The sequence below is a fragment of the Roseovarius salis genome, assembly GCF_044472985.1.
GTDB lineage: Bacteria > Pseudomonadota > Alphaproteobacteria > Rhodobacterales > Rhodobacteraceae > Roseovarius > Roseovarius salis.
Map to the genome: position 1 here is coordinate 1 of NZ_JBISDG010000060.1, position 13082 is coordinate 13082.

Annotated in this window: 15 protein-coding genes and 1 tRNA gene; 7 read left to right on the forward strand and 9 right to left on the reverse strand. The window is 66.6% G+C overall.

All coding sequences use genetic code 11. The features are described from left to right. Together ACH13J_RS17060 and ACH13J_RS17065 are read right to left on the reverse strand one after the other, a co-directional pair. Positions 1 to 192: hypothetical protein (locus tag ACH13J_RS17060; RefSeq protein ID WP_397544553.1), on the reverse strand; the 192-nt coding region annotated here is incomplete at its 3' end. Between the two features lie 22 nt (positions 193 to 214). Further along, positions 215 to 994 carry an SDR family oxidoreductase gene (locus tag ACH13J_RS17065; protein ID WP_397544554.1) on the reverse strand — a complete coding sequence of 260 codons (780 nt, stop codon included), beginning with the start codon at positions 992 to 994 and terminating at the stop codon, positions 215 to 217. Between the two features lie 170 nt (positions 995 to 1164). On the opposite strand from ACH13J_RS17065, the gene ACH13J_RS17070 reads away from it, so the two are divergent. Further along, positions 1165 to 2178: a Hint domain-containing protein gene (locus ACH13J_RS17070; RefSeq protein ID WP_397544555.1), complete on the forward strand. Its 1014-nt coding sequence runs from the start codon at positions 1165 to 1167 to the stop codon at positions 2176 to 2178. 43 nt (positions 2179 to 2221) lie between these two features. On the opposite strand, the gene ACH13J_RS17075 is transcribed toward ACH13J_RS17070, so the two are convergent. Next, a tRNA-Leu gene (locus tag ACH13J_RS17075) sits at positions 2222 to 2307 on the reverse strand. Between the two features lie 122 nt (positions 2308 to 2429). Between ACH13J_RS17075 and ACH13J_RS17080 the strand changes: the two genes are divergently transcribed. From ACH13J_RS17080 to ACH13J_RS17095, 4 genes are all read left to right on the forward strand, one after another. Next, positions 2430 to 3008, forward strand: a complete 579-nt coding sequence (locus ACH13J_RS17080) for a VTT domain-containing protein (protein ID WP_397544556.1) — start codon at positions 2430 to 2432, stop codon at positions 3006 to 3008. Beyond that, entirely contained in the window at positions 3005 to 3469 is a 465-nt protein-coding gene (locus ACH13J_RS17085; protein WP_397544557.1) for a disulfide bond formation protein B, read from the forward strand. Before ACH13J_RS17080 ends, ACH13J_RS17085 begins: the two co-directional genes overlap by 4 nt. 104 nt (positions 3470 to 3573) lie before the next feature. Beyond that, complete coding sequence (locus tag ACH13J_RS17090) at positions 3574 to 4329, forward strand: methyltransferase domain-containing protein (RefSeq protein ID WP_397544558.1); 756 nt, start codon at positions 3574 to 3576, stop codon at positions 4327 to 4329. 6 nt (positions 4330 to 4335) lie between these two features. Then, entirely contained in the window at positions 4336 to 5070 is a 735-nt protein-coding gene (locus tag ACH13J_RS17095; protein WP_397544559.1) for an FkbM family methyltransferase, read from the forward strand. 18 nt (positions 5071 to 5088) lie between these two features. On the opposite strand, the gene ACH13J_RS17100 is transcribed toward ACH13J_RS17095, so the two are convergent. Together ACH13J_RS17100 and rocF are read right to left on the reverse strand one after the other, a co-directional pair. Beyond that, positions 5089 to 6144 carry an ornithine cyclodeaminase gene (locus ACH13J_RS17100; RefSeq protein WP_397544560.1) on the reverse strand — a complete coding sequence of 352 codons (1056 nt, stop codon included), beginning with the start codon at positions 6142 to 6144 and terminating at the stop codon, positions 5089 to 5091. Continuing rightward, positions 6141 to 7088, reverse strand: a complete 948-nt coding sequence (rocF, locus tag ACH13J_RS17105) for an arginase (RefSeq protein WP_397544561.1) — start codon at positions 7086 to 7088, stop codon at positions 6141 to 6143. The genes ACH13J_RS17100 and rocF overlap by 4 nt, the downstream gene beginning before the upstream one ends. Positions 7089 to 7208: 120 nt before the next feature. Between rocF and ACH13J_RS17110 the strand changes: the two genes are divergently transcribed. Both ACH13J_RS17110 and ACH13J_RS17115 read left to right on the forward strand, forming a co-directional pair. Next, a complete protein-coding gene (locus ACH13J_RS17110) occupies positions 7209 to 7637 on the forward strand; it encodes an AsnC family transcriptional regulator (RefSeq protein ID WP_397544562.1) in 429 nt (142 codons plus the stop codon). Between the two features lie 210 nt (positions 7638 to 7847). After that, complete coding sequence (locus ACH13J_RS17115; protein ID WP_397544563.1) at positions 7848 to 8096, forward strand: VPEID-CTERM sorting domain-containing protein; 249 nt, start codon at positions 7848 to 7850, stop codon at positions 8094 to 8096. Between the two features lie 3 nt (positions 8097 to 8099). Here the strand turns inward: ACH13J_RS17115 and xrtE are convergent, their stop codons facing one another. The 4 genes from xrtE to ACH13J_RS17135 all read right to left on the reverse strand — a co-directional run. Further along, a complete protein-coding gene (gene xrtE / locus ACH13J_RS17120) occupies positions 8100 to 9680 on the reverse strand; it encodes an exosortase E/protease, VPEID-CTERM system (RefSeq protein ID WP_397544564.1) in 1581 nt (526 codons plus the stop codon). Positions 9681 to 9782: 102 nt separating this feature from the next. Further along, positions 9783 to 10130, reverse strand: coding sequence for a hypothetical protein (locus tag ACH13J_RS17125; protein WP_397544565.1), 348 nt, complete (start codon positions 10128 to 10130; stop codon positions 9783 to 9785). A 4-nt stretch (positions 10131 to 10134) separates the two neighbouring features. After that, on the reverse strand, positions 10135 to 11958 hold the full coding sequence (locus tag ACH13J_RS17130) for an ABC transporter transmembrane domain-containing protein (RefSeq protein WP_397544566.1): 1824 nt from the start codon (positions 11956 to 11958) through the stop codon (positions 10135 to 10137). A 147-nt stretch (positions 11959 to 12105) separates the two neighbouring features. Then, positions 12106 to 13082 (reverse strand): LysM peptidoglycan-binding domain-containing protein (locus tag ACH13J_RS17135; RefSeq protein WP_397544567.1); only part of this gene is annotated, 977 nt, incomplete at its 5' end.

Genomic DNA, 13082 nt, shown 5'->3' on the forward strand with positions numbered 1-13082 from the left:
GGGGGGGGGTGCCGCGCGGCCGAATGCATCCCCCTGCAGCCACACAAGCACCGGCGCCGGGCGGAGGGCCGCGGCCGGGCGGAATACCGAAAGGCGCAGGGGCGTCTCGGCGCCCGCGCGGGCCGCGCGGGTATAGACGAGGTCGCGCGCGACCTCGGACCCCACATCGGCCATGAAACTTTCGAAGTCCACGCCCCGCGCCCCGCCGGCCCGGTCACATGGTGGAATTCACGGCACCGCCGTCCAGAAGGATGTTCTGGCCGACGATGAACCCCGCGTGCTGGCTGCACAGGAACGCACAGGCGGCGCCGAACTCCTCCTTGGTGCCGTATCTGCCGGCCGGGATGGTGGCACAACGCTGCGCCTTGGCCTCTTCCATGGTCAGCCCCTGCGCCTCGGCAACCCCCTTGTCGAGCGCCTCGGCGCGGTCCGTCGCATGAATACCAGGCTGCAAGTTGTTGATCGTGACGCCTTTCCCGGCCACCTGGCGCGATGTGCCGGCCACGTACCCCGTCAGGCCGGCACGGGCGGAATTGCTCAATCCGAGCACCGCGATGGGGGCCTTCACCGATTGCGAGGTGATGTTGACGACCCGTCCCCAGCCTCGCTCCATCATCCCGGGCAGCAGCGCCTTCATCAGCGCGATCGGGGCGAGCATGTTGGCGTCAAGCGCCTTGATGAAATCCTCCCGGTCCCAGTCTGTCCACATACCCGGCGGCGGCCCGCCCGCGTTGGTGACAAGGATGTCGGCCTCTCCCGCCGCGGCGAGCACCTTGGACTGCCCCGCCTCGGTCGTCACGTCGGCGGCGACCGTGCGCACCTCGACACCGAACTCTTGCCGGATCGTCTCGGCGGCCGACTCCAGCGCCTCTGCGCCGCGGGCGTTCATGACAAGGTTCACCCCGGCCTCTGCCAGCGCGCGGGCACAACCCAGCCCAAGTCCCTTGGACGACGCACATACCAGTGCAGTCTTTCCCGTGATTCCCAGATTCATGGCGACTCCTCTCCGTTCCGGTGTTTCGGGCAGATACCACCGCTTCGCCCCGCAATGCCAGCAAAAGACCGGGGAATTGACCACAACATGCCATAAACCTAAGCTAGCCAACCTGCTGCAGCCGGGCCGTGGTGCCGGCGCGGCAAACCCTTGTAACGCGGTGGAATTCCATGTCCGAAACCGGCCGTAAACCCGCGCAATCCATTCCCGTCCACAAGGCGTGCGATATCGTCGTGGTTGACGGGGCGAATCTGGGTGACGCCCTGTCCTTCGCCGCCGAACTCGACCTCGACGACACCTACGAACTCAAGGTCGGGGCCCGCATGTACCGGCTATCGGTCACCGCGGCCGAAAACGGCACATTCACGATCGCGCCCGACAGCGCGCTTGGCCGCCCGGGGGCAACACTGCATCTCGATTCCTGCCTGACGATGATGTCTTCCACCGGCCAGACCACCGAGATCCTGGTTCTGGTGGAGGTTGACGCGGGCCGGAACGTGGCGGCCGTCTATGCCCTGCCGCTGGCACAGCTGACAGCGCGGATGGGCTATGCGCTGGTGGGGATCGATCACGAGACCGCGCGGCAGAGATTCGCGCAGGTGGCCTGCGTGTCGTTTTCGCGGGGCACCCACATCACCATGGCGTCCGGCGCGCAGAAGCCTGTCGAGGAACTGTCGGTGGGCGATGTCGTCCTGACCCGCGATGACGGGCCCCAGCCCGTCCGCTGGATCGGCCAGTCGACCGTGCGCGCGGTCGGGGAGTTCGCCCCGATACGTATCCGCGCCGGAACCCTGCACAACGAGAACGACCTGATCGTGAGCCCAGATCACCGCCTCTTCATCTACCAGCGTTTCGACGCGCTCGGCGCCGGGCGGCACGAAGTGCTGGTTCGCGCCCGGCACCTTGTCAACGGCGACACGGTGGTGCGCCAGTCGGGCGGGTTCGTCGACTATTTCCAGCTCCTGTTCGACCACCATCACATCATTTTCGCAGAAGGCATCGCCGCGGAGACATTCCTTGTCGACACGCGCACCCGCGACGCCCTGCCCAAGGAGCTCAAGGACACGCTGGCCCAAGCCCTGCAGGGCCATGGCGATCGCCGTCACCTCGAATACGAGGTCAGCGAGGCCCTGCTCGACCATCCCGACCCTGCCAGCCTGCTCCGGCGCGCCTCGACCCGCTAGGCGGCCCACAATGCCGGGCGCGCGCGGCGATTCGCCGGGGTGGTGGTGCCCAAGGCCGGACTCGAACCGGCACGCCCGTGAAGGCGGGGGATTTTGAATCCCCTGCGTCTACCATTCCGCCACTTGGGCACGCCCGTTACCTCTAGCGGAGCGCGCCGCGCCAGTCCAGTGGCGGAAAGCCGGGCGCGCCGGGGCTTGACCGCCCCGCGCGCACATGCTCATAGGCCTGCCAACGGATCGGAATGGCGCGCATGATCAGACGGCTTTACGACTGGACCATCAGGATGGCCGATCACCCCCGCGCGCTGTGGGTGCTGGCCATGATCTCTTTCATAGAGAGTTCGGTCTTCCCGATCCCGCCCGACGTGCTGATGATCCCGATGATCCTGGCCCGGCCGAATCGCGCCTGGCTCATCGCCGGCGTTGCGCTGGTGTCCTCGGTTCTGGGGGGCTTGCTGGGATACGCCATCGGGGCCCTCGCCTATGAAGAGCTGGGCCGCCCGATCCTGGAGGCGCTCGGCAAGGGCGAGGCGATGGAAGCGTTCAATACCCGCTTCAACGATTTCGGGTTCTGGGCGGTGCTGACCGCCGGGGTGACGCCGTTTCCCTACAAGGTCATCACCATCATGTCCGGCTGGACGGGGATGCCGCTGCTGACCTTCATGGCAACCTCGGTGCTCGCCCGCGGGCTCCGGTTCTTCCTTGTCGCCGCCCTGTTGTGGAAATTCGGCACCCCGATCCGCGATTTCATCGAACGGCGCCTCGGGCTGATGGCGCTGATCTTCATTGTGCTGCTGTTCGGCGGCTTTTACCTTGTGCGGCATCTATGACGTTTCGACGGATCCATTTCATCCTGTTGGCCGCGGGGGGCTCTGCGACGCTGATGCTGGCGGCGCTGGCTTTCCAGCATCTCGGCGGCCTGCCACCCTGCAAGCTGTGCATCTGGCAGCGATATCCCCACGTGATCGCCATCGCCATCGGCGCGGCGGCGCTGGCCGTACCGGGGCGCGCCCTGCCCCTGATGGGCATGGTGGCGGCCCTTACCACCGGGGGGATCGGCATCTACCACAGCGGCGTCGAGCGCGGCTGGTGGGAGGGGCCCGGCACCTGCACCGCCGCCGATCCGGGCGGGCTGTCCACCGACCAGGCCTTTGAACAGATGATGTCCGCCCCGTTGGTGCGCTGCGACGAGATCCCTTGGGAACTCCTCGGGCTGTCCATGGCCAACTGGAACGTGATCGCGGCGCTGGCCCTGGCGGGGTTGTGGGCCATGGCCGCGCGGCGGGGATGAGCCGCTTGCCAGCCTTTCTTGACAGCAAGTATCCGGGAAATCGCGCTGGCATGTCTCGGCACGAAGGCGTTACAACCCCGCAACGGACGCGGCGGGGGTGACCCATGAGACGGATCAAGAACCAACAGGCACGCGAGCGCTGGATCGCGCAAACGCTGCGCGCTCTGCCCGCGGACGGCAGCCTTCTTGACGTCGGCGCCGGGGAATGCGCCCACAAGAAATACTGTGACCACCTCGACTACGTGGCGCAGGACATCGCCGAATACGACGGCGTGGGAGACGGTGCCGGCCTGCAAACCGGCGCTTGGGACACCAGCCGGCTGGATTTCATCTGCGATCTCTACGATATCCCCGAGGACCGCCGCTATGACACCGTCTTCTGCTCGGAGGTGCTGGAACACGTGGTCGACCCGGTGCGCGCACTCGAAAAGCTTACCCGCCTGACCCGCCCGGGCGGCCGGGTGATCGTGACCGCCCCCTTCAACTCGCTCACCCATTTCGCGCCCTACCACTACTGCACCGGCTTCTCGCAATACTTCTACAAGGTCCATTTCGAGAGGCTGGGCTTTGAAATCGTAGAGATGACGGCCAATGGCGGCTACTTCGACATGATGGACCAGGAACTTGGCCGCGTCGGCAAGGTGCGCAGACGGTTCGGCGTCTGGGTGCCCGAGCCGGTGACGTTCCTGCTGTCGCAGATCACGCGGCTGAACATGCGGTTGCTGGCCGCGATGGATGGCGGCAGGATGGCGCGGCGGTCGCGGGAATTGCAGTGCATGGGCTGGTTCGTGATCGCGCGCAGCAGGGAAGGCGCGGGCGATGATGCCTCCCCTTCCGGGCAAGCACATGACGGGGGCTAGGAACGATTGCTGAAACGCATTGCCGCAGCACTTCGGGGGCGCCGCTTCGGGCTGCGGTCCAGACCGCTCGGGGACGGTTCCTATACCATTGACGTGGAAGGGGAACCTGTCACGCTTTACCATTCGCCGTTCAACCTTGACTGGATAACAGAGCTCGGGCTGGACGTGCGCTGCATCCTGGAGCTGGGGTCATATGACGGCGGCGACGCTTACCGTTTCAGGCGGGCCTTTCCCGATGCCCGCGTGATCACGGTCGAGGCGGACCCCACACGCCACGACATCGTGAAACGGAACCTGTCCGGCCAAGAGATCGAGGTGGTGAACTGCGCGGCCTGCGCGACGGACGGCGACGTCGACTGGTACGTGGCAACCATCGACGGGGCGCCGCACGCGCAGGGGTCGATGTTCCGTCATTCCGAGAGCTACCAGAGGAAATTCCCGCAGGTACAGCAGGCCGCCACGCCGACCAAGGTGCCCGGACGGCGTTTTGACACGCTGGCGCGGGAACTTTCGGCAGAGTCGATCGACCTGCTTTACATGGATATCGAAGGGGCAGAACACAACGTCCTGCAATCGCTTGGAAACATACGCCCCAGACTGATCTACCTCGAATGGCGACGCGATTACTTCGAAGGAGCGGGCAGCTCGGCGGAGACGGAGCGGCTGCTGGCTGAAATGGGCTATCAGCTCATCCTGCTCAAGAAATCGGACCGCATGTACTACCTGCCGGATGCGGGCTGACGATCCCGCGGTGGCTGGTCAGCCCGGCCCCGCCCGCTGCACCATCCCGAACAGATCACGCGGATCGTCGGGGTCGGCCAACAGATCAAGCTCGAGATACAGATCGGTTCCGCCGATATGCTCGCGGATATAGCGCAGCGCCGAGAAATCCTCGATCGCGAAGCCGACGCTGTCGAACAGCGTGATCTGCCGCGCGCTCGTCCGGCCCGGCGCGGTGCCGTTCATCACCTGCCACAGCTCGGTGACCGGGTGATCGGGGGCCATCTGCTGTATCTCGCCCTCGATGCGGGTCTGCTCGGGGTATTCCACGAAGATGCTGGCCCGCTCCAGAACGCCCGGCGCCAGTTCGGTCTTGCCGGGGCAGTCGCCGCCGATGGCGTTGATGTGCACCCCCTCGCCCACCATGTTATCGGTCAGGATGGTGGCGTATTGCTTGTCGGCGGTGCAGGTCGTGATGATCTGCGCGCCCTCCATGGCCTCCTCTGCGCTGCCGCACTTGACCACGTTCAATCCGGTGCCGGCCAGGTTCCGCGCCGCCTTTTCGGTGGCGGACGGGTCGATGTCGTAGAGACGCACGGTCTGCAGGCCTGCCAATGCCTTCATGGCGAGGCTCTGGAATTCCGATTGCGCCCCACTGCCGATCATGGCCATCGTGTCCGCCGCCCGGGGCGCGAGATAGCGCGCGACAAGCCCCGAGGTTGCCGCCGTCCGCAGTGCGGTGAGCACGGTCATTTCGCTCAACAGCACCGGGTAGCCGTTATGGACATCGGCCAAAAGACCAAACGCCGTAACGGTTTGCAGCCCTTCCTTCGTGTTCTTGGGGTGGCCGTTGACGTATTTGAAGCCGTACACCTCGCCATCCGAGGTCGGCATGAGTTCGATCACGCCTTCCGCGGAATGCGACGCGATCCGCGGTGTCTTGTCGAACAGCTCCCACCGGCGGAAATCATCCTCGATATACGCCGCCAGCCCGCGCAGCATCGGCTCGATCCCGATATGGTGCACCAGCTTCATCATGTTCTCGACGGACACGAAAGGCACCAGCGCCTTGTCGGAGGGCGGTATTCGGGTCATCCGGACGTCCTTTCATGGGCAAAGGCCTGGGTCGGGCGGTCGAAAACACGGCGGCCGAGCGCCGAAGCGGCGAGATCCACCATCACCTGCGCCGTGCGACCGCGGTCATCCAGAAACGGGTTCAGTTCCACGAGGTCGAGCGAGGTCATCAGCCCGCTGTCGCAAATCATTTCCATCACCAGATGCGCCTCGCGGATCGTGGCGCCGCCCGGCACGGTGGTGCCCACCGCCGGCGCAAAGGAGGGGTCGAGGAAATCCACGTCGAGCGAGACATGCAGCGCACCGCCCGCGCGCCCGACATTGTCGAGAAACGCCGCCAGCGGCCGGGCGATGCCCCCCTCGTCGATCATGCGCATGTCGACGTAGCGGATCGCGCTGTTCTGGAGCACCTCGCGCTCTGCCGCGTCGACCGAACGCAGGCCGAGCACGCAGATGTGGTCCTGCTGAACCGGCGCCGTCACCCGTGGGAACCCGTGAAAGCCCGTGCGCCCGGTCACATAGCCCAGGGGCGTTCCGTGCAGGTTGCCTGAGGCGGTCGATTGCGGCGTGTGAAAGTCGCTGTGCGCGTCCAGCCACAAGACGAACTGCGGCCGCCCCAGCCGCGTGGCGTCGCGCGCCACACCCGAAACCGAGCCCAGCGACAGGCTGTGATCGCCACCCATGAAGATCGGCAGACCGGCCTGCATGGCCTCCTCGGCCGCAACGGTCAATGCATCGGTCCAACCGATGGTCTCGGCGGGGGCGTGCACATGGCCCGGCATGTCCTGCGGCGGATCGGCCGGACGCGGGGCGAGATTGCCGCGGTCCTCCACGTCATGGCCCAGCCCGGACAGCGCCTCGGCCAACCCGGCCACGCGATAGGCGTCGGGCCCCATCAGGCAGCCGCGCCGCGCCTTGCCGCAATCCACCGGGGCGCCGATCAGGATACAGGTCCGCCCAGTCATCTCTTGCCCTTGTCGATCGTCGGATCGTGCACATGGTCCGTTCAAAACGAGTTGATTCGAAGCGGCCGATTTGTACTGATCGCAAGCAGATCGTTCGGAATGGAGGCTAAAAGCTGCGAAATGGATGAGATCGACCAGCGCCTGATCTCGGCGCTCCGACATGACGCGCGCGCCTCGCTGTCGGACCTCGCGCTGAGTCTCGGGGTCTCGCGCACCACTGTCCGTGGCCGGATCGAGCGTCTGCGCCGCTCTGGCGAGATCGTGGGTTTCACCGTAACGTTGCGGGGCGACGCGGCAGATGACCCCGTGCGCGGGCTCATGATGATCGGGATCGAGGGCCGGGGCACCGACCGCATTCTGCGCCAGCTCAACGGCCTGAGCGCGGTGCGCACGATCCACAGCACGAACGGGCGATGGGACCTCATCGTGGAAATCGGCGCCCGGACGCTGGAGGAATTCGACGAAGTGCTCGCCCATATCCGCCGGTTCGATGGCATCGCGAACTCCGAAACGAGCCTGTTGCTGAAAACGCGCAAGGCGACCCGCTGATCGTAAACGAATCAATCGCCGCAGCTCGGGCGACGCCCCCCCCCCCGCACAGCCCATAGCGACGGGTTATTTTCTGTCTAATTACAACAGTCACTATCTTTCGACAGCATTGTTGCGCCACCGGAATACAACCAGAGAAACCATTAGGCGTCCCCGCCATATTCATGCCACAGATGCGCGGAAGGTGATAACCATCGATGAGGCACAGTCATGAGTAACCTGATCCGCACGGTGTTCGCTTCGGCCGGTCTTTACGGCGCGACCGCGTTTGCCGCCGCCGCGCAATCCTACAACGACTATTTCTGCCGGTATTTCGGCATCTATTGCGGACCGGTTCCGGACCACGCGCCGGCCCCCACGAACGTCCCCGAGATCGACGTCTCCAGCGGGCTGCTCGCCGTGGCCGCCGTGACGGCCATGCTCGTGCTCGCATGGGAACTCAAGCGCCGCCGCGCCTGACGGTCAGATCAGCGACCAGTCGCCGCGCCAGACGGCGACCGCGGCGATGAGGCTGTTGGCCACGACATGCGCGGCAATGGCATCCGCCAGCAGCCCCCGCCGCAGGTAGATGAGCGACAACACGACGCCGGAAATCCCCGCCTCGATCCAGCGGCCGTGCAGCGCCGCGAAAAGTGCCGCGGACACGGCAACGGAGATGACGCGCCCCGGCACGCGCCCGGTGTCGATACGTGCCTGCACGTAGCCGCGAAAAAAAAGCTCCTCGACCACCGGCACCAGCAAAGCGGTGCCAAGGATGCGGATCGCGGCCCAGACTGCCAGCACACCCGGCGCAAGCGCCAGCAACGGCGCGGGTGTCGCCTCCGGCGGCGGCGCGGCAAGTACCCAGCCCGCCCCTATGGCCACGCCACCGGCCAGCGCAATCCCGTCGGGACGCGCGACATAAGCGGCCAGAGGCCGCCGCACCCACCACAGAACGAGGGCCATCATCGCGGCCTGAAGCGGGAATCCAAGCGCCGGCTCCTGCCAGAATGCCTGCACGACCACGCCTGACAGCATGAACACGATGAAGGGCACGATCCGCGCCGCGATGTCATCGTCGGCCAGCCGCACCCCCGCCACGGGCGCCGCCCCCGGCCGGCGCTGAAGCCATGCCACCCGGTTCACCGTGACCAGCACGCCGAACGCCAGCAGGATGAAGAACAGCCACCCCGCGAAGCTGTGAAACCCGTTCTGGGCGAGCTCGGGTGAAACGTGGGCGCCGATGAGAACCAGCAGGGCAATCCGGACGACATTGAGCATCCAGCTCATCAACAGGGCCAGCGGCAGGACCACGGCCCAGTAGCGGCCCATCCGCAGGGTGTCGCGAAAAAGATAGGCGTAGATGCCCATGAACGTGGCAATCAACGCGAAGCCCTCGACGCCCGAACAGGAATCGGCCACCGCAACCGTGAAATCCTCGATCCCGATAATCTGGCGGTGCGGTACCACGACCAGCGCGTCGGAAAAGAGCAGCATCACCAGCGCGACTGCCAGGAAGGTCGTTTCGGTCAGGATGTCCCAGTACCACAAGGGACCAATCGCCGCCGCGATATCGGGCAGCAGCATCGCGGTCAGCGCCAGCAGCAAGAGGATGCCGGTGCGCCGCCTAAACCAGTTCAGCCAGTCGGCCGGCGCCGCCAACCAGAACAAGCCGCCCAGCACGGCCAGCGCACCACCTGTCGCCAGCACCGGGAACACGACGGCGAATGACTGGTTCAACGCGCCCGGTGCGACGGCCAGCAAGGGTGCGAACCCGGCCGCCAGCGCCACGGCATGCAGCACGGCCCATCCGCGGCCACCTGTCGCTGTCCGCGCCGCAGCCATGCGGACAAAGCCTTCACGCGCCGTGTCGGACGCCCAGAGATAGACGCCCACCAGCGCACCCAGGCACATCGTGCGCACCACCGCGCCCCGCAGCCCGCGACACGCCATCTCGATCCCGGTCAAGCGGCACTCGACCGAGGCCAGCACCTGAAAGGCCAGCATGATCGCCACCAGCTCGGCGGCGAAGATGCCGCAAATCCAATACGCCCGTTTCGGCATTCTCTCATGATCCCAAGATTTCCCGCGCGAAAGAAACGGGCGAAGCCGCCCAAATCAAGGCATTTCGCGGGAAATTCAGGGCCATGGGGGGGCGGCGCGGGACTACCGGTTTGCCTCGGCGGCCGCGCGGGTGGCCGCGTCCAGCCCCGCCCACCATGCGGCATAACTCGAATTCTCGGGGTGGCGTCCCCCCTCGTCCGGCGCCCCGTCATCCCACCAGACCGGACCCCGTTCGCCAAGGCGGCGCTTCGCGGCATCGACACGGTCCCGCGCCGCACGCTCCTCTGCCGCGCCGGCGGCCAGTTGCACCGCGCGGCGCGCCTGCATCAGCGCCTTGACCGCGGCGCGCCGCTCGGGTTCGGGCAGCGACGGGTCGGTGCACCGCCACAACCGCCCGCGGCTGACGAAATAGCGGCCATCAGGGGTGACGAGGCGGGCCTTGCGCGCCATGGGGCTATTGCGCCGCGATGTCGGCCCGCTCGGCCGCCTGCCGCGCCCAGAGCCCGGCATACCGCCCGCCGCGCGCCAGCAGGTCGGCATGGGTGCCTTCCTCGACGATTTCGCCGGCCTCCAGCACCACGATCCGGTCGGCGTCGGCCACCGTGGACAGCCGGTGCGCGATCGTGATGACGGTGCGCCCCTGCCCCGCGCGCCTCAGCGCCTCCTGGATGCCCTGCTCGGTCTCGGTGTCGAGCGCGCTGGTGGCCTCGTCCAGCAGCAGGATCGGCGGATTCTTGAGCAATGTCCTGGCAATCCCGACGCGCTGTTTTTCCCCGCCCGACAGCTTCAGCCCGCGCTCGCCCACCAGCGTGTCATAGCCCTCGGGCAGGCCCATGACAAAGGCATGGATCTGCGCGGCCTTCGCGGCTTCCTCGATCTCTTCCCGGGTTGCGCCGTCACGGCCATAAGCGATGTTGTAGCCGATGGTGTCGTTGAACAGCACCGTATCCTGCGGCACCACGCCGATCTGCGCGTGCAGGCTTTCCTGCGTGACGTCGCGCACGTCCTGCCCGTCGATGCGCACGGCACCGTCCACCACGTCGTAGAAACGGAACAGCAACCGCCCGATGGTGGACTTGCCAGAGCCCGAGGGCCCCACCACGGCCACGGTCTGCCCCGCCGGGACGGTCAGGCTGACGCCCCGCAGGATGGGCCGCGCGGGATCGTAACCGAAACGCACGCCGTCCAGCTCCACGGTGCCGCCGGTCACTTCCAAGGGACGGGCACCGGGCTTGTCGCGCACGTCCGGGGGCTGGTGCAGCAGGTCGAACATCTCGCCCATGTCCACCAGGCTCTGCCGGATCTCGCGGTAGACGGTTCCGAGGAAATTGAGCGGCATGGTGATCTGGATCATGTAGGCGTTCACCATCACGAAATCGCCCACCGTAAGCGTGCCCGCCTGCACCCCAAACGCCGCCATCACCATGACCGCGACCAGCCCGCCGGTCATCAGCAGCGACTGGCCGACATTGAGGAATGCCAGCGAATAGGAGGTGCGGATCGCCGCCTCCTCGTAGCCTTCCATGGCCCGATCATAGCGCTCGGCCTCGCGCCGCTCGGCACCGAAATACTTGACCGTCTCGAAATTCAGCAGGCTGTCGATCGCCTTCTGGTTGGCGTCGGTGTCCTGGTCGTTCATCCGCTTGCGCAGCTTCACGCGCCACTCGGTGACCTTGTAGGTGAAGACCACGTAGGCGGCGATCACGCCGGCCACCACGGCGAGGTAACGGATGTCGAAAACGGTGGCGAGCACCACGCCGATCATCAGCAGCTCGATGACAAGCGGACCGATGGAAAACAGCAGGAATCGCAGAAGGAACTCCACCCCCTTGACCCCGCGCTCGATGATCCGCGACAGGCCGCCGGTCTTGCGGCCGATGTGATAGCTCAGCGACAGCGCGTGCACGTGGCGGAAGGTGCGCAGCGCCAGCCGCCGCAGCGCGCGCTGCGCCACCCGGGCAAAGATCACGTCCCTGAGCTGCTGGAAGCCGGTGTTCATCAGCCGGGCCATGCCGTAGGCCACGGTCAGGCCGATCGCGCCGAAGGCGAGCATCCACGCCGCCGCCTCGCCCTCGCCCGCCAGCGCATCGACGGCGGCCTTGTAGAAGAACGGCGTGCCCACGGCCACGAGCTTGGCCAGAATCAGCGCGATCATGGCCAGCACGACGCGCCGTTTCACCCATGGCTGCCCATCAGGCCAGAGATACGGCAGAACCTCGCGGATCGTGCGCCAGCCATTCTTGGGCATCTCGGTGGTGGTGATGGTTCTTCGGCGCATACCGTTCCTGCAAATCGCGTCCCGTCACAGATAGTGTTCCGGCGCGGTGCGGGCCAGCCCTGCCGTCCACGACGGGCAATTCTCCACGCCCGACGACGTTCGGACAAACGGGATTTTCCGCCAGTATGCCCGCGCCCGCGGCGGGCGCTATCGCGGCACGGTGAACACCTGACCGGGATAGATCAGGTCGGGGTCGCGGATACGCTCGCGGTTGGCCTCGAAAATCCGGACATAGAGGATCCCTTCCCCGTATTTCTCTCGCGAGATAGCCCAGAGCGTGTTGCCCGGCTGGACGGTGATCGCCCTGATCTTGCGGTTGCTGCCGGGTTGGGCCAGCACGTCGCGGTCCTCGCGCTTGAACGGTGTCTCGACGCGCGAGGTCACGTTGCCGGCCTCGTCCACCTCGTCGATGCGCAGGGTATAGACGCCCGTGTCGACCTCGGGCAGCTCGGAGCGCCAGTTCCCGTCCTTCTCGATGCGCGAGGTGGTCACGGGCTTGTTGTCCAGATAGACGCGCACGAACCCATCCCCCGGCGCGCGACCGGACAGCTCCACCTCGCCCGTCTCGGAATAGGTGATGGCGTCAAGGGCCACGATCGACATCACCTCCGGCGCAGTCTCTGCGGGCTCGGGCGGCTGGACGACGCGCACGCCCTGCTTGTCGGACAGCAGCACGGCCTGCGACGTGCCAGAGGTATCCGGTTCGGCCGGCTCGGCCGGTTCTGGTTGTGCGGGCTCGCCACCTGCGATCTCCTCGGGCTCTCGCGGTGCCCGGTCGGGCGTGTCTGTACCGGCCATTTCCCCGGACGCGGTAGCGGCGGCCACGTCCTCCGGCACGGTCGTTTCGGGCGCTGCCGCATCGTCCGGGCCCGCCCCGGACGGCTCGGCGGGCGCGGGGTCGCCGGCATCCACCGCGGCGATGTCCTCTGGCTCCGCCGGAACGGTCTCGGGCGTCGCCTCCTTGTCGCCCAACAGCGCGTTATTGGTGCCGGCGACCACGTCCGGCGGCGTGGCGGTGTCCGCTTCGGCCACCCTGCCGGGGCAGAACCGCGCTTTCAAGGAAAACAGGCCAGTGCCCGCGCCCCTCGGCCAGGTCCACCACCATGGGCAGCACCATGGCCAGA